Below are 21,151 nucleotides of genomic sequence, written 5' to 3' on the forward strand. Positions count from 1 at the left end.
AGGAAATCTGTCACTGATAGGTTGGTTGAACAACATTGCTCTAATTCCAAATATTTCGTAAATGCTTGTTCTGCTTTTGCTAGTTGAGGTGGTTTTAAATGGTAAATGTTTCTTTTACTAATGAGCAATTGTTAGTTCTCAATGATTGGAATGATAAAATTGATCCTCAGAAATTGGTTTGTTTATTTAATGAGCCAGAGTTAGAAGAGCAAGATTTAGTTTCAGTATTAGGTGCTGCCAATGCACTTTATAGGTCTGGTGCACCAGTTATCAGTGATAATCAATATGACCTTTACATTTCCATGTTAAGAAATATTAATCATCTTCATCCGTATTTAAATAAAGTAGAGCCAGAAGTACTAGCTGAAGCAAAGACTGTCGAATTACCGCAAAGGATGCTATCGACAGAAAAAGCTTATTCCATTAAAGATATTGAAAAGTGGCTCAAAAGAATTTCAAAAGCGGCTCAAGAAATTGAAGTGTCTGAACAAGATATACAAATACGTATTACGCCTAAGTTAGATGGGTACGCAGCATATGATGATGGAGAGACGCTTTACACCAGGGGGGATGGTTTTAGAGGGCAAGACATCACGAGAGCTTTTAAGCGCGGCTTAAAAGTCGCTGCATCTGGTGGCCGTGGTTTAGGCCCAGGTGAAATAGTCATTAAGAAGAGTTACTTTGACGACGTGCTTAGTGAAATATTTGAGAATTCAAGAAATCTGCAAGCTGCGATTATTGCAGAAAAAAAAGTAGATGAGGACGTACAGAAAGCGATCAATGAAGGTGCTTGTGTCTTTTATCCATTTGCATTACTCCCGAATAAAGTCATTGGTTTTTCAGAAGTTATTGAAAACTTTGAAGTCATAATTGAAGAAATTTGGAATGCCGTTGATTTTGATATTGATGGCGTTATTTTAGAAACCACTCATGACGCTATTAAACAACGCATGGGTGCAACAAGACGTAATCATAGATGGCAGATTGCATTTAAAGTAAATGAAGAGTCTGTGGACGTTGAAGTAATTAATGTCATTCCTCAAACCTCAAGAACAGGCCGAATTTCACCTGTGGCGGAGTTGGTGCCAACAAGAATAAGTGGCGCAACGATCAGTCGAGTGACTGTGCATCATTACAATATGGTGAAAACTAATGGCGTTGGTCCTGGGGCCATTGTGCAAATCGTTAGAAGTGGTTTGGTGATACCAAAAATTGAAAAAGTCTTAAAGCCAGTAGAGGTAACATTACCAGAAACGTGCCCGAGCTGTCAGACGCCGCTTTTATGGGAATCAGACCATTTAATCTGTCCAAATAAAACGGATTGCCCAGCACAAACTGAAAATACCTTAATTCATTTTTTTAAAACCTTAGGGAATAATGACGGGTTCGGTCCAAAGGTGATTGAAAAACTCAGTAACTGTGGTATAAAACGCATACATGAGATATATGGCATTAAAGTCCATCAGTTTGTTATTTATGGATTTGGCGACAAAACGGCTCAGAACTTATCTGACCAATTGCAGGCTAGTCGAGAGATTGAAGTGGAAGATTGGCGTTTTCTTTCCGCTTTTGGTGTTAGTAGATTAGGAGGCGGAAATTGTGAGAAATTACTTAAGCATCACTCCATTACTGAGCTGTTTGACCTATCTGCCGAAGAGATGATCAAGATTGATGGTTTTGCTCAGGTTAGTGCAGACGCCATCGTAGAAGGGTTAGCGAACATTAAAAAAGAGTTTTTTAAAGTGTATGAACTCGGTTTTAATTTGTCTATCACTCCAAAAGAATCAGAGAATGAAAATTTAGACTCGCCAATTGCAGGAACTGTGATTGTTTTTACTGGTTCTATGCAACAAGGTTCCCGAGGAGACATGGAGAAACAAGCTAAATCTTTAGGTGCGAAAGTTGCTAAATCTGTAACAGGAAAAACTACTTATTTAGTGACCGGTGAAAAGGTTGGAGAGACAAAAATCAATGCGGCTATAGATAAAGGTGTTAAAGTGCTTTCAGAACAAGAGTACTTAGATCTGATAGGTTAAATGTCGCTAATAAAGAAATTAATATATATTTACCATGTGAAAATTGGTGTTACATGCATAATAGAATAATTGATTCTGCAGATCTATTCTAATGTATGTAGATGAATTACGTTTGTTGATGAGCTTCCGAATTTCACTAGCACACAATAGTGTCTAAACCATTTATAAAGATAGGAGATCGAGATATGGTAAATCATTTTCATAGCCTGCTTGCAAGCAAAACTAAACCCTCTTTGTTAAGTAACTTGAATTTGACCAAAAACGAAGAGGATGTTTTGGTTCTTGCTGCGAAAGATATTAGAAAAGCGATCATTTCTGGATTTAAAGATATTCGCGAAAAGTTCAAAAGAGAAAAAATTGAGATAGAAGTTCCAAGACCAAAATTTGCTATTCAGGGTTCATTTGCATATGGAACTTTAAACGATCCAGCGAATCCACCGGAGCAACAAGTTGATATTGATCTAGGTATGTATTTGCCATTTTCAGCGCTAGGTAATGGGCAAGAACCAAAAACGGCAACTACATTTTACTTCAACTCTGTTACATCGATTCTCAATGCTTTTATACAATCTAATAATAATGGTTGGCAAATACTTTCAGGTGAGAAAGAAAAAGATACTTGTGTCAGGGTGATAGTGAATAACAAATCACATATTGATATTCCTTTGTTTGCAGTACCAGAGAGTGAATTTAACAATGTGATTGAAGATAGGCAATTGACGGAGGCAAAATTAGAAGTTGCATTACTTACTATTGATGAAGAACTTGATATGGAATCTTATCAAGTTAAAGCAGTTGACCCAAATGTAATCCATATGGCTCACAGAAAAGATGGATGGTTGCCATCAGATGCCTTAGTGGTAAGTAGGTGGATTACACATCAGTTCAATTTAAAAGGTCCAATGATCCGCCCAGTTAATAGGTTTCTTAAAGCGTGGCGTGATATCGAATGGCCTGATGGCGATGGTCCAAGTTCTATATTTTTGCTTCTACACAGTATAAAAAGCTATCCTGATAATTCCAACGGAATGAATCATTGTCAGGTATTCAAAGAGGTTGTCGATAGACTTCCGCAAGTCTTTGATAGTCCGTTGTTAATACCTTGTCCAACCTCTTCTGATAAAAATAATAAAAATGACCTGCGAACTTCTATATCTGATGAAAATAAGCACATTTACAAACAAAAGTTCGAAAGTTTTACTAGGCAATATAATCTAGCTAAAAATACAAATCCTCCTGAAGCCAACAATATACTTATAGATTTGTTTGGAGAGAGATTTCCTCGAGATCCATCTCGGATTGTTGTTAATGATGAGCCAGATAATAAGGTTCGAGAAATTACAGGCACTGAACCAGAAATTCATCCACTTCGTACAACAGAGAGAAGCACCTCAGGTTAAACATGGAAGGAATAGAGCGATATCTTAATTCTCAAAAATTTTATGCTTTTCAAGCTGTTGGAACACCTGAAAAGCCTTGTTTTGAGGGGTGTATCAATGTTGGGGGTTGGAGGCTTCAACTGGAACTTCGATTTCACGAAGGAAAATACGATTTCCCAAAAGCCTACTTAAGTGAATGGATGTTTAGCCCAGAGCTTCGCCAAGTATTCGGTTTTCGACATATAAATACAAATGGGCATGTTTGTTATGTTGATGAAAGTCGAGTTTGGTGGGATTCAAGTATGGCTGTTGAATTGGTAGCCGGTCTATTAGAAGACATTAAAACTCTGTTACATGAAAACCTGTTAGCCGCCTCTGAGGATGATGTAATTGCACGTGATTTTTTGGGCTATTGGGATGGGGAAGAGAGTCTATATGTCGGTACTAGCCCACAAAATTTTATGGAATTTAGGCTTTTTTCACAACGACATAGTAGAAATCAATGGCTTTTCGAAAAAGATCAAACGCCATGGATTGATTTCGAAGAAAATGACATCAATGTTAAATGGTTTGCTTTTCGTTTACCTTCACCACCCTCAAATCTAAGTGAAACTGATTGGCCTCCAACTACTATTGGTCAAGCATTAACCTGGATTGAGAATAATACAGCAGGAGCGGTTCATAATTTCCTAAATAAAATAGGTATGAAATTATTTTCCAAAGGAAAAAAAAGATGCTAAGTTTGGTACTGAAATTGGCATAATACTTACTTGGCCACGAGAGAATGGAGTCACTGAAATTGGTGCTGGCCTTAGTTTTAAGATTTCATCGACAATAACTAATGCGCTAATTCAACATCGATTTAATAACGCAACGTTCATGTTAAGAAACAGTAAGGCTGAGATTAAAAGGTTTTCTCTAAACCAAGCTGATCCAAAATATATTCAAGAAAGAAATATCATCAACTCTACGCCAACCCTTAAGGATAAAACGATTATACTGGTTGGGGCTGGAACAATAGGAGGATATCTATCGAAGCTTTTGTGTGCTCATGGAGCTGGTTGGGGGCGTTCAGGTAAGCTACTAGTAATCGATCCTGATATTTTAAGTATAGAGAATATAGGGCGACATTTGTTGGGAGCAGATAGCCTTGGTCTTTATAAAGCTGAAGCCTTAAGTTATCGGTTGAAAATGGATTTCCCTCATCTTCAAATAAATTCATATGCACAGTCAATTACTGAGTCTTGGAAGTTATTTTCAAATGATTGTATTGTTGTCGACGCCACTGGTTCACAAACAGTAAGTATTGCTATTCCCGATTACCTTAAACGACAAAATCTAACTCCGGTCTTACTACACAGTTGGGTGCATGGACACGGAGCAGCTACTGTAGCTTTTTTGAACAATCGAAAAGAGCGTTCTTCAGCTTGCTTTCGCTGTTTATGGCAGATAAAGCAAAACAAGTACTCCCCCCGATTTCCAATAAGCAAAGGGTTTATAGAGGACACTCCAAATTTTGTCGGCTGCCATCAAAGCTATCATGCATACGCCTCGACAGTGTCAATGATCGCAGCAACTCAGGCAATGGAGTTACTGCACGATTACCTTTCCAACACAGTTGATAATACTTTGCGATTTAATATTATTCGTCACGATCAATGTGAAAAACGCCCAAATACTACTCCAGATAAAAGTATAAGTTGCCCAATATGCAATCGTTAAATCGTTTTGTTCTTCATGGTGGCCGACTATGGAGTATGAATAATGGTGGATACGTATATATTGATCAAAAGGTGCTTGAAACAATCGATCAATATCGACAGATTGAAACCAAAGTGCCTGAATCTGGGGGATTTTTATGTGGTTATTATAAAGGGGTTAACTTGCATGTTATAGATTTAACTGTTCCGCAACCGAAAGATATTCAAAGACGCTGTGCTTTTCAACGGCTAGATCCAAAACATGTTGATCAAGCAAGAGACTTGTACATAAACTCAGGAGGGAAAATAAACTGTCTTGGTGAGTGGCACACACATCCAGAAAAAAATCCAACACCTTCTTATATTGATAGACAAGGCTGGAATATTTTTAATAGGAATCGACCCACTCAACCTGCAATCTTCCTTATTGCTGGCACGCAAGAAGTTTGGATTGGGGCAGTTAAATACTAATACTTATGTAAATGGTTAAATACTTCATAGCTTTATTCGATTGATTTCTTCATTTTTACATTTTGAGATAGTTTGATATTAAGAAAGAGATAGCTTATTTATTATGTTTTAAAAAGTGTTTTTCAATTTTTTTGGAGGTAGGTATGTGGAAGGTTTTTCCAAAATTTGGAATTGCAAAGGGCTTGATGTTTATTATCTGTAGTCTAGTCACTATAGGTGTAGTATGGATTACAAGAGGCTGGTCTGGCGTTGCTGATTTTTTCAACGGAGATGGTCTTGATATAGTTACACGCTTAACACTACCTATACTAATTGTATTTATAGCCTTTACCTGGTTTATGGGAACATATGTATGGAGAGCTATATGGAAAATACCGTATCTTGGCTCTACATTGCTTAATCAAAAGGTATGTCCAGATTTAAATGGCACTTGGGTTGGAGAAACAGTTTCAACTTTTAAAGATGATGAGGGCAACCCCTACAAAAAAATGGTTACATTAGTCGCTAAGGCGTCATTTTTTAACTTTGATATTAAGTTGGTTTCTCTTGATAAATATCAGCGCAGTACTGTTGTTCAGAGCGAGATTTATAAAGATCAAAGAAATGGTTCTTTTTATCTTAGCTATATCTTTGAATCAGTTGTAGATCAGCCAGTTGAAACTGATGACTCAAAGTTCGATGGTGCCGCAAAATTGCATGTGCGATTTGATGACAACCAAATTACTTTAGTTGGTGTCTACTGGACAAATAGGTGTTGGCAGAAAGGTATGCAGACAGCTGGTACGATAATTTTGGTTAAAAAATGATCTTTTTTTATGGCGTTTTAGCTTATAAATTGCTTCGTTTAGAAGCATGTTCCTAAAATTTTAAATTTGCAAACAGGGCTTTAAGCGCTCGCTTACCTATTAAGGATAACATATAACACAGCCTATTTTTTCGAAATTAATAATGTGAAATTTACCAAAAGCTATCGTTAACTGTGTGCCAGTATTTCTAATAATTCGTATGGAGACGTATCAATGTCAGAATCAAAAGTACCTAGAGGAATAAAGCTTCGATTTGTCGAGATTAGTAATTTCCGTAGACTTGGCAAAGTCCAGTTGAACATTGATCAAAAAACCACAATATTGGTCGGTGCGAATAATAGCGGAAAGACTTCAATTCTTGCGGCGCTTCGTCATTTTCTTGCAGGTGGGTCTCCCTTCAGTGCTTTTGACATAAGCATATCACAGTGGTCAAAGATACGGACTCTTGGCAAAATTTGGGAAGCGCTGTCAGAAGATCCTTCAACAGTTGCCGAGTCAGAAGAATGGAAAGAGCACCTCCGTATACTGCTTGATACAATGCCAGTGTTAGACCTTTGGTTCGATGCAGATGTTGGAATGTATCATTACGTAGCTCCATTTCTTTCTAAATTCAGCTGGAAAGGAGGCGCTGTAGGTGTTCGCCTGCGACTAGAGCCAGTAACAAGTATAGAAGAGCTACAGCAGTTGGCATGGGCTTACTGTAATGCACGTTCACCGATAAAGGATATGGGGGAAGACTCATTAGCATGGCCCATCGACCTTCTTGATTTCTGGCTGCGTGAGCCTTTAAAACTTGGTCAAGTACGCGCATACAAGCTAGACTCCGACAATAATCCTATTACTGAATTGCCTCTCTATGAGACACAGACATTAGATGCCGATACTATTCCAATTGAGCGTAAGCACTTATCAAGGTTGATCCGTGTTGATTTTATTGCTGCTCAGCGAGGACTTGGAAGTGAAGAAGCCGACTCACGGTCTGCCTCAGGGCCGCACCAAGTAGGTATGTTTTCAAACCAACTAATTAAGTTTGCCCGACAACACTTAAACGTTGCTAGCTCAGGACATGGTCAGCGTGTAGACCTTATCAAGGCTGTGGCATTGGCTCAGAAAGAATTAGATAATAAGATTCATGCAGCCATCGCTGACTCTGTTGAGGAAGTGAAAGATCTCGGCTATCCAGGTTTGCATGATCCCCAAGAGATTCGCTTCCGTACTCGTATACAGACAGCTGATTTGCTTGATCATGGGACAGCAGTCCAGTACAGCATGCTAAAAGAGTCAAGTGACGAGCTCTTACCTGAACATTCTATCGGGCTAGGTTACCAGAATCTTCAATCACTTAGCTATCAGCTAGTTTCTTTTAGAGCTGCTCGGCTCAATCCTGAAAAAGGGTCTCCTGTCGCTGTTCACATAGTTATGATTGAGGAGCCTGAGGCGCACCTCCATGTTCAGGTGCAGCGTATATTTCCGAGCAACGCGCATAAATTAATCAGCCCTACAGAAAAAGAAGCCTTGAGCCTAAAAAGTCAATTAATCATAAGTACTCATTCAAGCCATTTAGCTCATGCAGAAAATTTTGATAGGCTCCGATATATTCGCCGTACAGCCAAGAGCGCTGATATACCTATGCCGTCGACAGAGGTTATTAACCTCGCCGATGTGTTTGGTGATGACAAGAAGACACGCCAGTTTGCTGAACGCTATTTCCGTGTACAACACACGGACTTGTTGTTTGCCAACGCAGCTATTTTTGTTGAGGGTGTTGCAGAACGAATGCTGGTACCACTCTTCATTGAACGTGACTTCAAAGAGCTGAACGGTCGTTATGTGTCCTTTCTGGATATTGGCGGGAGCCATGCCCACCGACTCAAACCACTTATCGAAAAGCTTCGTATCCCTACAGTTATCATTACAGACATTGACCCGTCCAAAGAAAAAGAAGGCAAGCCCAAGAAAAATGATGAACCAACTATAAAACTCGTCGCAGTTGCAAACACTGGGCAAACTGGGCTTCAGTGCGGTAACCAAACCTTGCGTGGCTGGCACCCTAAACTAAAACAACTCGACGATTTCAAGTCTCCGACAAACGCTCAGTTGGTGTGGAGTGAAATTGAAGATTGCCCAGTGCGTTTCGCTTGGCAGTTACCTATCACAGAAGCTGATAACAGCTGGCCTAGCACATTTGAAGATTCGCTGATCCTGACGAATTTATCTTGGTTCAAAAGTCTAATGGATGAAAAGCTAGATGAGAATGGAATGGAGATTGATACGCCTAAAGGGGCTCTTGGCTCTGTTGCAAAAAGAGCTGCTAAAGCTGCAAGCTCTAAAGATCTTCTAATTGAGCTTCACAGCCTTATGCACAGCTCTTTTAACAAAGGTGACTTCTCTGCCAGCATCTTTGAGTTAGTGTCCTCAGGTGAGGATATCGAGTGTCCTAGGTACATTACTGATGCCTTAGCTTGGTTGCAAGCAGAACTTGAACCAAGAAAAGGAGCTATGTAATGAGCATACATACAACTGTTGATGACAATGATCGTGATGCTGGAGTTGTTGATGAAATTTGCGGCTATCTAACTGGGGAGCCTCCCCGAAGCTACTTTCTTTTTGCGGGGGCAGGTTCTGGGAAGACTCGAACTCTAATAGAGGTACTTCGTCGTGTGACAGGAGTTGTGAAACACGAAAAAGGGGAGCTGCTGGCTAGACGTTTGCGTATGTACTGGCGCTCAATACGAGTGATCACTTATACGAAAAACGCTGTAGCTGTTATTAATGGGCGACTAGGAGATAATGACTTAGTAAGAGTATCCACCATTCATGCATTTTGTTGGGAGCTTATCAGTGGGTTCAATGATGATATTCGAACCGCTCTAATTTCAATAAAAGAAGCTCAGCTTGAAAAGGAGACGACGGAAGCGCTTGCAAAGCCGCGTGGTATTACTCAAGCAAAACAGCGTGATCTGGATGAAATAAAAGAGGCAATACAGGCATTTAGAGAAACTGATGTATTTATTTATCATCCAGACCGCGAGACGTATGGTCATGGTGCACTTGCCCATAATCACGTTATTGACGTAGCTGCTTGGCTTTTAAAAAATAGACCTACCCTCTACATGATCCTCAAAGACCGATATCCTATCGTACTTATTGATGAGTCTCAGGATACAATGAAGGGCATATTGGATACCTTGATAGGTCTCTCAGAGTCTAGTGAAAGTAACTTAATTATTGGTCTACTCGGTGACCACAGACAGCGAATCTATTCAGGTGGGCATTCCGATCTTCCGAGCTTAGTTCCTGATAGCTGGGCGACGCCGGAGCTGCAAATGAATCATCGTAGCCAACGTCGAATTGTGGACTTAATCAATACAATATGGGGAGCAAAGCTCGAGGGTCGAACTCAACCTGCGAATGGTATAAAACAGCATTCAAGAACTGATAAGTCAGACGGTCTTGTTCGAATTTACGTAGGTGATACAAAACTCTCACCAGAAGATAAAGCTCTCGGTGAACTTTGGTGCGCAGATCAAATGTGGAAGGAAAGCCGATCTGAAGCCTGGTCTCTAAGAGAATTTCAGGTGCTCGCACTTGAACATAAGCTTCTCGCAATGCGTGGTTCTTTTCTTAATGTTTTTAGTGCCATGACTTTACTAGATTTCAACGCTGCTGCACCTAGTGGGAGCGGCGAGAATAAAGGGCCTGCTGTAATACAAATATTATTAAATGAGCTTGCTGATTTAGAAGCATGTTTTGATTCCAATGGCTTCCTTGATGAGTTTAAAGTCACCGAGGTCTTTAGGCGTTACGGTTGCCTTGATGATATGCCCGAAGACTCTTTAGCGCGATCAATCCGTGTCGAAGAAATGCTTCAAGCTATTGAAACTTTCGCGGCCATTTGTGCCAACCCCATTGCGACAGTTGGAGAGGTACTTGAACCGATTTTGAAGGCAAGGTTGTTTAGCATTGATAATCGCTTAATAGTGGGGCACGCGGATAAGTCACCCTCACCTCCTGTGCCCGGTAGAGGTGAAGAAGAGTCTAAGCAAAATAGGTTACGCCGTGGCTTATGTGTACTATTCTCCTCACCTTGGAATCAGTTACAAAAGTACCGCTCATATCTCGCTGGACGCTCAATGCTTGCAACTCATCAGGTAGTCAAGGGCTCTGAATTTTCCCATGTAATGGTTGTGATGGATGATAAGTTGGCGGGAAGTCACATGTTTTCGTATGACAAAATTTTTGGTGGCGTGGAACTCAGTAAGAGCGATACCAAAAACATAGAAGAAGGTAAAGAAACGACCATAGATCGAACTCTTCGCCTGCTTTACGTTACCTGTAGTAGAGCTGAGGAGTCACTTGCTCTTGTGCTTTGGTCCTCAAACCCAAAGACATCCATTGAACGAATCAAGAGCAGTGGTTGGTTCGAAGATAGAGAAATTGAGGCAATAAAGCTGCACGAGTCTTAGTTTAAACAAAGCTTTTCTTTAGAATTGTTTATTCAATATATTTCTTTTCTCTCAGCCAATACAAAGTTTCATCTTGTAGAGAATTACTATAATCTTCGAATGAGCAAATATGTGTAAGTGAGTTAATAAGGGTTTTATTCTTACTATCAAGTTTAATTGCGATGTCTAGCATGCTAACGCTATAAGAGCTGTTGCATGCAGATGCTAAAGCTTGAGCAATTAAACTACTTGAATCACTATGTGGCTGCTCAACTAAAACTAACTTAATTTTTTCAAAAAGTTCCTGCATTGTATTCATTAGTCTTCCTCTTAGAGAATTAATTTTGTTTATTAATTAAACAATAGTAAAAGAATTAAAAATCACAAGGAAATATTGAAATGGACTTCCATTTATTTATAAAGATAGAATTTTTGTCCTGTAAGAGTCTTTACAGAAAGCCATTTTAACAGAATATGAAGCTTCTGATGCTATGTCGTGAAGCCTATCAAACGAATGTGTATGGCTTGATGACGTTGTTTTCATCGTAATAAAGTTGTTTTTTTCTGAGCCTCGAGCGAGTGTATTTGCGTCCGCGTTCTTTACTAAAGCCTGCTCTTCGAGAACTTTTATTCTCATCGAATCTTCAGGTAGGTCCTGGTTAATTCGTTCTGAATATTCAATTAGCTTTGGTTCAGCAAACGCAATCATGGAGCAGGGTTCATCTATTTTTTTGTTTATTCGTAGAATCCGTCCAAGCACTTGGCGAAAGTAAAGCTCTGTTCTCACATTGCTCAGATAAGCGCAGACCTGTAAACGTGGGATGTCTGTGCCTTCACTTACCATGCCAATAGATACAATCCAGTCAATCTCTGAACTTTGAAAGTCTCTGATGTTTTCGTGAGCATCAATTTGATCATAACTAACTACGATAGAGCCTCTCGTTAAAGTTAGTGATAATAAACTGAGATATCCGCCGCGCTTGATCAATAGATGATGCAACAACTAAACCTGCGGCACGAGTGTGTTTTTCTCTAATTCTAATCAGTTCCTCATGGGCATAGGTCATTAGCTGAGTTAGTGAGTCTTGATGAGTCAGTAGTTCGCTATATTTTAGTTTTTCAGCCTCAATTGCCTGGCGAATACTACTAAATTTATGTGTTTTAGAATCCTCCTTAACATCAATCGAGCTATTATCGAGCAATATTAAATTAGGTCTCCTACAAACCTTATCTCTAACTGCATCGCCTAACCCATATACAAAGTCTGTATCAAGCTCTTGAGGCTCTCCAGAATAGCTCTGAAGCGCTATTTTTGTACTGTCTGACCGCCAAGGAGTACCACTCAAAGTTAGAGTCAGGGGATTGCCTTCTGATATTAAAGAAACTAACAGCTGTCCCCATTGATTAGACGTGCTACTTATACCAGAAGCACAGTGATGAATTTCATCAGAGATTATTAGAACACGGTAGTTCTTAATGACATGTGCAAGTTCTTGGTAGGCGTATTGGATTCCTTGATAGGTAATAACCAAGCCCTTTGCGCCTATTCGGCCGTCAAAGCGATCATTCAATATATTGCTGAAGGTTTCTTGAATGCTGTTTTGTATGCTTACAGAGGGGGCGAAGCAAAGAACGAAATCAATGTGGTCAGCATCTAATAAGCTTTTTGCTAACGATGCAGAAAATCTTGTTTTTCCGGCACCTGGTGCAGCAACACACATAAAGTTTTGCTGGCCTTTTAGATAGACTTCTAACGCTTTAGATAAACAGTTTTTTTGCCAAGTTCTTAGTGAGAGATCTTGCATTTTATTCATGAGAGCGCATGCAATATGTTTTGAGTGCTGGTTAGTAAGCCATTCAATGTTATTGCTCGCTTTTTTGCTTCATTTTTCTTAGATGTCAATAAATCAAGTTGAGTGGGCAATATAGATTTCATCTCTTCATAGCCTTGGGCTTCTGCAATGCATAGTTCAAGTTCATACTCAAGTTCAGCCTTCCGCTTAAAGAGCATTTCTTTCTCACTCGCTACAACGGTAATGGGTATAGTTTTTTGATTCTTGGTTTCCTGCAAAATTTTCGCTTTGGCATAATGAGTACTCTTAGCACTCTTTGAGGCAACGACTAATACACCTGATTTAACTAAACGATGAATTTTCAGATAAATAGCATGTCGTGCTTTTTTCATTTCAATAGGGTTGTTCTCGCCGTATTTTTCAACATAGTGTTTGAGTACGTCATTTATAGTGGCTTTTTTTTGTACAGTTGTCTGGAAGAACTCCTCGACAACGTGAGCGATGGGCTTAGATCTCAAAATAACTATCTCGATTTGTAAAAATACGGATTATAGTCCGTGGAGATATAGTCCGCAATTAGCGATTGTATTTCATTTTTGAGATATAAAAATGAGAAACATAGCAAAAGAGGTTGGAGAGCTAATTCGGAGTCAGCGCAAAGCGCGAGGTATCTCTCAAGAAGCTTTAGCGGCAAAATCTAAGATAGACCGCAGTTATATGGGACGAATAGAGCGAGGCGAAGTGAATGTTACGTTAAAAGCTCTGTGGGACATTGCTGCATCGATGGATATTTCGACGAAACTACTGATCCCCGATTGAGAATTCAGCTGTTGCCTTTGATGTTCTGTATTAGTCTCGACTTGATCTGATCTTTCAGTTTCGATGAATAGGTTTGGACTTCATCGGACAGACAGCTATGAGCGAAGAACTGACGGTTGGAATAACTCGTTTTTGGACATAAATGAGTTAAAGCTTTCGCTTAATTAATAGTTAACGAAATAGCAAAGGTATTATAAAACCTCAAATGGGGTGACTAAATTTACTATGCCACTCCACTTGGTGGGATCGCATACTCCTGAACACCAGCGGCCGTCAACAACTCATAAAAATCTGCGACTTTGGTTCGTTGCCCTCTTTGCTGACAATAGGAAAAAATAGCCCTTTGTTTAGCGCGAGACAGTGCTACAAAAAATGTCGATAGTCCTTCCGTATCACCTTGCTTATAGGACCACCAAGCGTTGTCGTCTATCCCCATGAAAATGGTTGTATCGAATTCAAGCCCCTTGCTTTTATGAATAGTCATAAGAGGAATATGGTTCGTGCCTTCAAACTCATCTAGCAAACCTGCCCAAGAGTTCTGAGTATCAACACAGTTTGTAAAAAATTCTTCGAGTGCTGCCAGGTTTATTTCAAGTAAATTTCCTGTAGCGTAACGAGAAAAGGAGCTGCGAAGATCGTCTGAGTTAATAAATTTTATGGTTCGCTCAAACACATCGCGACCATTTTCCCATGTCAGAGGCTGTTGTATTAACATCCGTAGTGTAGAAATGAACTTTGTTAGCTCGCGTTCAACCTGTCGTAGTGCTTTTTCATCTTCCTGGTTCGTATTACGAAGAATTCGAATATCTGATGATAGTTGATTCCACGCTTGTGCATTTCGACGGACAAGTCCCAGCCTTAGCAGAGTAGAGAACAAAATGGTCAGTTCTTCAGCAAGCAAATCTTGTAATGTAGTTTGACCTATTTTCACACTCTCATTTCGTAAGCTCAGTCCATGTTGAGCGAGATAATAAGATAGTTGTTGTTCATAATCTTCTGGTTTTTGACGTACCAGAATAGCGTAGTTTCTTGGATTCAGTGACCTACCTAGCAAGTCATTTGCTATCCACTCAGCCAAATGAGCAGCCTCCTGATTTATATTGTAACTACAACAAATCCAAGCGGCATCACCAGAAATTAAATTGATATTACTTGTCTGAACCTCTCTCACTTCATGGTCAATAGCTTGTGCAATAACATGTTGTATCCTTACCAATTCAGGTGAAGAGCGGTGATTAAGGAGCAAAGAATGTCGATGTGCCGAAAAGTCAGACTCAAATTGATGAAACACATTACCTTTAGCTCCGGCCCAACCCATTATTCTTTGTTTGTAATCTCCTACTGCTGTTACCTCAGCCTCACTTGATTTAAAAACAGAAGATAGAAAATCATATTGAGCAAACGTGGTATCTTGAAACTCATCCACAAACACAATAGGGTATGATGCTCTAATAGATCTTCGAACATGATCGTTAGTGCGAACGATATATTCAGCAAGTCTATTTAGCGCCGGAAATGACACTCTGGAAGCACCGTCGGGGTAGTTTATTTGCTGACTCAACCAAAAATTTAAAAATTCCTCCTCCAACCATGACAATTTGGGATTACCTATACGCACACTTCCGATAAACTGATTCATGTTTTGGAGTCTTTGCGTAAAGCTATAGATACCTACTACGTTCCAAAAATTATTTCTGAAACTACTAATAAGCTGCTTCTCTTGCTGAAAAGATGGAAAAGAGATTTCATATCGCTTTGATGGGCGATGATGTTCAGGCAAGGCCATGCGAAATCGATCTACTAAATTCTTAGTGAATGCGTCAAAAGTCATCGAAATAAAACGATTGCTGAGTTCTTCTGAACAACGCTCTTTCACTCTATCTGAGAGATTTTTTGCGGCATCAGTCTTGAATGAAATGGCCAGAATTTTTTTGTTTGATGGACATAGGCCAGTCTCAAGCAGATATGCAGCCTTTTGCGCTAAAAACTCTGTCTTTCCGGCTCCAGGGCCAGCGATAATGCTTGTGGACTCTCGTTGCCTTAGTGCTTGCCAAGCATTTGGCTCAAGATCGTCGATCCCCTTCGGCTGCCAGTGGTCAGGTCGAATAAACTTCACCTTGCCTCCTAGTTTTGAAGGGTTGTGTGAATAAATTGAACTAAAGCTCGTAGCTCTTCTGGCGCGTTTTGAGCCAACTGATCTGGCGGAATAGAGCCAAGCACTCGAATATGCGTACTTGGTTTTCCTCTTCCTAAGAACAGATATCTGTACCAGCGCAAGTTAAGTACATCATCCGAGTATAAGTCAGGGTGCCCTTCATCTCCCATAACAGCATTGCCTGGATCACCACGCATAGATGGTCCATTAGAACTTTCATCTGGGGCAACTCGATATTGGTCAGGAAAAGCCTTCAACATTGAATAGTCAATGTCTAACGGGCTTGAAAAATAAACTTTGTGCCACCTGAGCCATTGAACCCATTGATCAATGTTATTCCAATCTGAAACCGGATCATTATCAAATGCAGCAAGGTTATGTTGGTACCCTAACGGATTGAGGTTTTGCCCAAATATCTCACTTGGGTCGATTCCATACTCTATCAATTTGGCAACTGCATTCTTAATTCTTCCCCAGCCACCGCCGTGCCGGCCCCAATCCAGATCGAGTAATGTGATAAAAGGATCTGTAAGTCTGTTAGCAAACGCCACATGTGGTTTACATGGCGGCCCCCTAATGGAACCATGGCGACAAAAGATTTATCAATTGGTATGCCCATAGCTTCTGATATAGCAGGAAGAATTACCTCCTCGGAAGCCCCCTCCCCGAGAACCACGACCCTAGCGAAATACAACTCTGGATAGGCTCTCACCGCTTGCTGGATGTACTTTGCAGCTTCATTCTCTTCTTCGGGTAAAGTCAGTTGACGAACAACAGTGGTTTTTGATTCTGTTGCTAACCTGAAGTGCCTTACTTGCGTTGGTTGGATTCTGGCGAGAATGCTCGGCGAATGGCTAGATAGTACTGCTTGTGCTCTCAAGCCATGCACTAGGCTGCTGATCTGGCTTATGATTCGAGATAGATAGTATGGGGCTAGGTTATTCTCCGGCTCCTCAAGCGCCAAAATAGTCAACGAGGGCAAGTGCAAGTCTGCACCAAGAAAATCTTCACTCTCTGGTTGGGCTAAGATCTCGGTTTCAACATCGAGAGTGGCTGAAGTCATGGCGATGTGAAACAGCGAACTTTGGCCATCACTTAGCTCACCGATGCTCCGATCCCGACCACTTTCATCTGGGTGCAGCAGTACCTCTACCTTACGAATAAATTCTTCAAAGCGGAGGTCGACCGGACGAAATTTCGGTGTACTATCAGTTCCAGCAGAGTGCAGCTCCTGCCAACGCTCTGTGAGCTTTCCGGTAACTGTACTGATCGCATTTTCACCTTCAAAAGATTCGTTCAGCTCTGTGGCCTTTTGAGTAAAAGATGACCGAACTTGTTCCGACCAGTTAATAGCCTTCCAAAGTCGACTTTTCAGAAAGACCGATACCTGAGAAACTGCTGACCGTGTAGCAGGTACGTAAATCAACTGGATTCGAGAGCGATCCGCCGGACGTACATTATGAAAATCAGCGTTGCCTGGCTCACCCCATGTAGTAACCGCGCGGAACTGGGTAGTAATATAGCCATCTATTGAGCCATCATCTTCCCATTCTGCATCCAAGCGCAAACGGCATTTCAATTTGCCACCTTCATCTGTCACGCTCATATGGTGAAAGAAGTCTGGTATCACAGAGTGATCTTCGCCATCATCATCCAATTCAGGGAATGCGATGATGGCCTCCAGCGTGAGAGTTCGACGACGTGGAATTTCCTCTTCTGAAGATGGAATATGGAAGTCCTGACGACGAATTGCCCGCTGTTCGTTGGATATGCCGAACATTCGCTGCAAGGCCTGCATCAAGACCGTTTTCCCAGCACCATTTGCTCCGACCAAGGTGGTTAGATCGGGATCGACAGCTATGCTCTGACTCTCTGGTCCGAAGCTTCTAAAGTTATGTAGATTTATTCTCTCGATATGCACAGCAGGTCTCCTCTCCTAAATACCCTCAGATTAGATGGGGCTTCTATTGCAAACTTTCAACTGACAAAGCACGGCCATGTGATCGCGTCTCGGTTACTGGATCAAAAACGGCCACCTTGGGGGGGCCGTAATAAAAGCAACGTTGAAGTCGCTTCTAAGCAGTGTTATCAGGTGAGTTATGCCCCTGACAGCTGTTTCCAGACTTTACGATAGTCATCTCCAGACATCGAAGCACTGACGTCGTATGCCAAGGTGGGAGCAGGCAAAGTCATCACACTAGCTCTCCCTTAATGGCTTTATCTAGAATTGACGGCATCAACTCCTCTAGCTCAAATGAAGCGAACAGGGGCACCACTTTCTTCTCGCTAAATATTAGAAAAAGTAGGGCAAACTGCCTAACGTGGTTTGAGAGGTTATGCGTTGCTGGCACAGTTGCCAACTGTCAGATTAGATTGAGTATTGTTAATCGAACCTGACAGATAAAGTTAAGACTTATTCAGTTTATGGGAAGATGATTACGTAGCTAACATCAGTTTCACCTTTAGAAATGTAAGCTTTCTATCATCATTTTTACAGAACTTAAATTTGCCCTTAGTAACGGTATTGAATCTTTCAAAGTAGTAATCGAAAAGCGGATCATATCTACCCGAATGAATCCAAGTATAGAACTTTGGCAGTTCATAGCCTAATTCTCTACCAAAGTTTGAACTACTTTTCACATCAGAACCAGCTTCTAAATCAACGATGTTCATTGATTGTAGATTGGTCTTAATTTCTTCTATCGTAGGTAGGAGTGATTCTTTATACGAATCAGCCAGATGCAAAAGTTCAGCATCAGTCACTTTTGCTTCAAATATCATAATCAGGTCATCAATCTCACTATTATAATACTCATTATCCAACCGCATTTCTGATTCAGTTCTTAGAACATAGAGCTGTTCTAACGGATCGGATTTAGCCTCAATGATCTGTTTTGAAAGGGCTGTCTGATACTCTTCAAACAAGCTCTGAACCTTTTCAGCAATCACTTCAAGATAGTCATAGCGAGTTGTGAGAAATTTCAATAACTCACTTATGTAGATATTCAGAGTTAAATCTTCTTCACCAATTTCTCTACTGTATAAGTGAACTGTTAAATCAGCATTGTTTAAGTGGCTCTTGAACGGCCAACTAGCAAAGCGTCTCGAGTTAGATTGATTCAACGAGACGGGGTGAGCACCGAAGCTGGCTCTTAGCGTCTTAAAGTAGGTGTTGTCATCTTCATGTTCAAATAGACGCTTAACAAAACTCTTCTTCTCACCCTTGAAGGGTTCTGTTTGTTCATTCACAAAAACTCTATGAAGTTGGGTTACTGACGCTGAGACTAGGTCAATAGATGATATGAGGGAATAGACCTGCATACACTTTACGTCTATGTTGGAATCAAACTCCGGCGCATTCTCTAAGTGTCGCACTGAAACACTGATCCAATCCATACAAGAGCAAACGAGGTTAAAGAGGTTCTTGCCGCCTTTGTCTTTGTAAATCTGATAAACGAACTTTGAGTTAGAATTAACTAAATCTCTAAAATTTGAGATTTTGTCGTCGCTTACGATACCTTTCATTTTAACCACACATATTAATTCTAGAATTGATGTAAGTTACCATCAATAAAAGGACAATTCATTAGTTATGTCTGGACTTCCCAGGCTTTATTTACTAGACACCTCTTAATGTTAAACATCTAGGAACAACCAATGAAATTAGATTTTTTTATAAAATTGGTCTACATTATTGTAGGTTAAGACTATTTTTTAATAGTATTTGTAGTGTCCGCCGTATAGGAAACTGAGATAAGGACTGGAAGTAGGGTTCTACAAAAACTAACATAAACCTACCGAAACGGTAGATACCGCTTATGGATGGAAAATTGCCATTGTTTATAATTTATTCAAGGATTGAAAAGATGACTACTCATAATTACTTTTGTCTAAAGCTTCTTCTTGCTGTTAAATCAATCACTTTTGAGGATATTTCTAAAATTCCTTTAGAGAAGCAGCATCTGATGGCTGAAAGAATTGAAGAGCTGCAAGACTATTTGGAGTCTCAATTTTATTAAAGTCAGTGGTCTAGTGTGTTCAATATGATTAAAAGAATAGCTGATGGATGGCCCATGAAATCGCCTGTAATTATGAAAAATTTTTCACTTGATACTATCAACAATGTATTTCCCAATGTAGATATTATGTCGCCAATTGGGTATTTTTCGATTGTTCGATCGAGGGTTAGTGGTGATCAATTGAAGGCGATTACAGATTTTATAGGGGAAAAAGAGTTGATTGCTCGATCAATCGGTACCACTTCAAATTTAAGTAAGCGTTATCAAACCAAACGCTTATCTTCTGCTGCGACGGACAATCTGATTGACCTGCTACGAGTTTATATCCAAGCTGCAAAAATTTATGAATCAATAGATTTGGCAAAAGAATGGATGCGTTCGTCTATTCCTGCCCTTGGAGGGGAGATTCCAGTGAACATGATCGATTCTCACTCTGGTCGTGAAGTTGTGCGCCAAGTGCTTCGACGAATGGAATTTGGAGAGTATATGTGACGAAGAGGTTGACTCGTCAATAATGCTTACTTCTCCCACGTTAAATCTGCAATTGATAAGTTCCTTTGCCCAAGGTCCCCAAGAAACCTATCCAAGACGACGAAAAGCTCAAACTCATTAACGATGTCGCCAAATCCTTAGGCATAACCGAAAGCATCGCCGTCGTATCCGCCACCGACATCATGGCCATGATCCAAACCATCCGAAACTACCAACAACAACTCGCCAGAATCCAAACCAACCCCGCATGGGTCGACCAAACCATCGAACGCGTCAAAAACGCCACAGGCCGACACTTCGGAGAGGGTTAGAACAGGGAAGAAAAAGGGGCGAAAGCCCCTTGGTGGGTTATTATGTACGTGTTGTGAAGAGTTCTCTTAGAAACTCTTCCTCAATTTTAATAATTTCAAGCCTTTTTTCTATGACATCTTTGAATTCTAAGCGTTTTTTATCAAATAATGTCATGTCTTGCGCTAACTTTAGTGTTAGCAAGCCGTGTGTTTTTTGAGTTGTATAAAGGGTTGTTAGTTTTAAAAAATCATACTGGAAGCTATCAAAGCAATACTGTAGTTTTTGGTGGTTATCATCGAATTCGTTTGTATTCTGAATTTTGGTCGTATCGTTATTGAAAACAGCGATTTTTATTATGATTGACATCAGCTCACGATGCGTATTTCGATATTGCTTAATGCTATCGCTTTTATCTTGCGCTTTTATTTGATCCATCCACACAGTTCTTGCTCTGAAGGCAAGTGCTAATAAACCTATTGTCCCAGCACCTGCCAGCATTCCACCTATATCGGCAAAGGTCACTTTGCTTGTGTCCCAGTATTTGATGTATGCCAAGGTGAAAATCGACCCTACAAACACGCCTGTCAAAATGGCTCCAACAAACTCGACTTGGTCTTTAGCTGCTTTCTTTATTGTGTTCTTGGCTGTCTTGAACATGGCGTCTTCCGTGTGTAAATAGTTGATCTCGCTACTTTACCCTAACGTTCGTCATTCCTGAAATCCCACCTCATTTTTGGTCGCAAAA

Annotated in this window: 21 protein-coding genes; 12 read left to right on the forward strand and 9 right to left on the reverse strand. The window is 40.4% G+C overall.

Annotated features, from left to right (window positions below):
• Nucleotides 1–98: 98 nt before the first annotated feature.
• The 8 genes from ONZ52_RS10720 to ONZ52_RS10755 all read left to right on the forward strand — a co-directional run bounded on the left by ONZ52_RS10720 (nt 99) and on the right by ONZ52_RS10755 (nt 10,858).
• Nucleotides 99–2,036: a BRCT domain-containing protein gene (locus ONZ52_RS10720; protein WP_265218598.1), complete on the forward strand. Its 1,938-nt coding sequence runs from the start codon at nt 99–101 to the stop codon at nt 2,034–2,036.
• A 185-nt stretch (nt 2,037–2,221) separates the two neighbouring features.
• The gene (locus ONZ52_RS10725) at nt 2,222–3,436 is read left to right on the forward strand and encodes a CBASS cGAMP synthase (RefSeq protein ID WP_265218600.1); all 1,215 of its coding nucleotides are present in this window, start codon (nt 2,222–2,224) and stop codon (nt 3,434–3,436) included.
• A 2-nt stretch (nt 3,437–3,438) separates the two neighbouring features.
• Nucleotides 3,439–4,155 (forward strand): E2/UBC family protein, encoded by a 717-nt coding sequence (locus tag ONZ52_RS10730; RefSeq protein ID WP_265218602.1) that lies wholly within the window; start codon nt 3,439–3,441, stop codon nt 4,153–4,155.
• Between the two features lie 139 nt (nt 4,156–4,294).
• Entirely contained in the window at nt 4,295–5,137 is an 843-nt protein-coding gene (locus ONZ52_RS10735) for a ThiF family adenylyltransferase (RefSeq protein ID WP_265218603.1), read from the forward strand.
• Entirely contained in the window at nt 5,125–5,586 is a 462-nt protein-coding gene (locus ONZ52_RS10740; RefSeq protein ID WP_265218605.1) for a Mov34/MPN/PAD-1 family protein, read from the forward strand. The genes ONZ52_RS10735 and ONZ52_RS10740 overlap by 13 nt, the downstream gene beginning before the upstream one ends.
• 143 nt (nt 5,587–5,729) lie before the next feature.
• Complete coding sequence (locus tag ONZ52_RS10745; RefSeq protein ID WP_265218606.1) at nt 5,730–6,392, forward strand: hypothetical protein; 663 nt, start codon at nt 5,730–5,732, stop codon at nt 6,390–6,392.
• A gap of 213 nt (nt 6,393–6,605) precedes the next feature.
• Complete coding sequence (locus ONZ52_RS10750; RefSeq protein WP_265218607.1) at nt 6,606–8,897, forward strand: AAA family ATPase; 2,292 nt, start codon at nt 6,606–6,608, stop codon at nt 8,895–8,897.
• Complete coding sequence (locus tag ONZ52_RS10755) at nt 8,897–10,858, forward strand: UvrD-helicase domain-containing protein (RefSeq protein WP_265218609.1); 1,962 nt, start codon at nt 8,897–8,899, stop codon at nt 10,856–10,858. The genes ONZ52_RS10750 and ONZ52_RS10755 overlap by 1 nt, the downstream gene beginning before the upstream one ends.
• Nucleotides 10,859–10,886: 28 nt before the next feature.
• On the opposite strand, the gene ONZ52_RS10760 is transcribed toward ONZ52_RS10755, so the two are convergent.
• The 4 genes from ONZ52_RS10760 to ONZ52_RS10775 form a co-directional block, all read right to left on the reverse strand.
• Complete coding sequence (locus ONZ52_RS10760; RefSeq protein ID WP_265218610.1) at nt 10,887–11,156, reverse strand: hypothetical protein; 270 nt, start codon at nt 11,154–11,156, stop codon at nt 10,887–10,889.
• Nucleotides 11,157–11,252: 96 nt separating this feature from the next.
• Entirely contained in the window at nt 11,253–11,825 is a 573-nt protein-coding gene (locus ONZ52_RS10765) for a hypothetical protein (RefSeq protein ID WP_265219430.1), read from the reverse strand.
• Nucleotides 11,758–12,651 (reverse strand): DEAD/DEAH box helicase, encoded by an 894-nt coding sequence (locus ONZ52_RS10770; RefSeq protein WP_265218611.1) that lies wholly within the window; start codon nt 12,649–12,651, stop codon nt 11,758–11,760. The genes ONZ52_RS10765 and ONZ52_RS10770 overlap by 68 nt, the downstream gene beginning before the upstream one ends.
• Nucleotides 12,648–13,148 carry a hypothetical protein gene (locus ONZ52_RS10775; RefSeq protein ID WP_265218612.1) on the reverse strand — a complete coding sequence of 167 codons (501 nt, stop codon included), beginning with the start codon at nt 13,146–13,148 and terminating at the stop codon, nt 12,648–12,650. The genes ONZ52_RS10770 and ONZ52_RS10775 overlap by 4 nt, the downstream gene beginning before the upstream one ends.
• A 91-nt stretch (nt 13,149–13,239) precedes the next feature.
• On the opposite strand from ONZ52_RS10775, the gene ONZ52_RS10780 reads away from it, so the two are divergent.
• On the forward strand, nt 13,240–13,449 hold the full coding sequence (locus ONZ52_RS10780; protein ID WP_265218613.1) for a helix-turn-helix domain-containing protein: 210 nt from the start codon (nt 13,240–13,242) through the stop codon (nt 13,447–13,449).
• Between the two features lie 223 nt (nt 13,450–13,672).
• On the opposite strand, the gene ONZ52_RS10785 is transcribed toward ONZ52_RS10780, so the two are convergent.
• From ONZ52_RS10785 to ONZ52_RS10800, 4 genes are all read right to left on the reverse strand, one after another.
• Nucleotides 13,673–15,565 carry a UvrD-helicase domain-containing protein gene (locus ONZ52_RS10785; protein WP_265218615.1) on the reverse strand — a complete coding sequence of 631 codons (1,893 nt, stop codon included), beginning with the start codon at nt 15,563–15,565 and terminating at the stop codon, nt 13,673–13,675.
• A gap of 8 nt (nt 15,566–15,573) precedes the next feature.
• Complete coding sequence (locus ONZ52_RS10790) at nt 15,574–16,050, reverse strand: hypothetical protein (RefSeq protein WP_265218617.1); 477 nt, start codon at nt 16,048–16,050, stop codon at nt 15,574–15,576.
• Complete coding sequence (locus tag ONZ52_RS10795) at nt 16,047–17,525, reverse strand: ATP-dependent nuclease (protein ID WP_265218618.1); 1,479 nt, start codon at nt 17,523–17,525, stop codon at nt 16,047–16,049. The genes ONZ52_RS10790 and ONZ52_RS10795 overlap by 4 nt, the downstream gene beginning before the upstream one ends.
• 515 nt (nt 17,526–18,040) lie before the next feature.
• On the reverse strand, nt 18,041–18,853 hold the full coding sequence (locus tag ONZ52_RS10800) for a hypothetical protein (protein ID WP_265218619.1): 813 nt from the start codon (nt 18,851–18,853) through the stop codon (nt 18,041–18,043).
• Nucleotides 18,854–19,470: 617 nt separating this feature from the next.
• Between ONZ52_RS10800 and ONZ52_RS10805 the strand changes: the two genes are divergently transcribed.
• The 3 genes from ONZ52_RS10805 to ONZ52_RS10815 all read left to right on the forward strand — a co-directional run bounded on the left by ONZ52_RS10805 (nt 19,471) and on the right by ONZ52_RS10815 (nt 20,426).
• Nucleotides 19,471–19,623: a hypothetical protein gene (locus ONZ52_RS10805; RefSeq protein WP_265218620.1), complete on the forward strand. Its 153-nt coding sequence runs from the start codon at nt 19,471–19,473 to the stop codon at nt 19,621–19,623.
• A 54-nt stretch (nt 19,624–19,677) separates the two neighbouring features.
• Nucleotides 19,678–20,115 carry an MbcA/ParS/Xre antitoxin family protein gene (locus tag ONZ52_RS10810; protein WP_265218622.1) on the forward strand — a complete coding sequence of 146 codons (438 nt, stop codon included), beginning with the start codon at nt 19,678–19,680 and terminating at the stop codon, nt 20,113–20,115.
• A gap of 65 nt (nt 20,116–20,180) precedes the next feature.
• A complete protein-coding gene (locus tag ONZ52_RS10815; RefSeq protein ID WP_265218623.1) occupies nt 20,181–20,426 on the forward strand; it encodes a hypothetical protein in 246 nt (81 codons plus the stop codon).
• Nucleotides 20,427–20,466: 40 nt separating this feature from the next.
• On the opposite strand, the gene ONZ52_RS10820 is transcribed toward ONZ52_RS10815, so the two are convergent.
• The gene (locus ONZ52_RS10820; protein ID WP_265218624.1) at nt 20,467–21,063 is read right to left on the reverse strand and encodes a hypothetical protein; all 597 of its coding nucleotides are present in this window, start codon (nt 21,061–21,063) and stop codon (nt 20,467–20,469) included.
• Nucleotides 21,064–21,151 lie beyond the last annotated feature (88 nt).

The organism is Marinomonas rhodophyticola (assembly GCF_026113935.1).
In the GTDB taxonomy this organism is placed as follows: domain Bacteria; phylum Pseudomonadota; class Gammaproteobacteria; order Pseudomonadales; family Marinomonadaceae; genus Marinomonas; species Marinomonas rhodophyticola.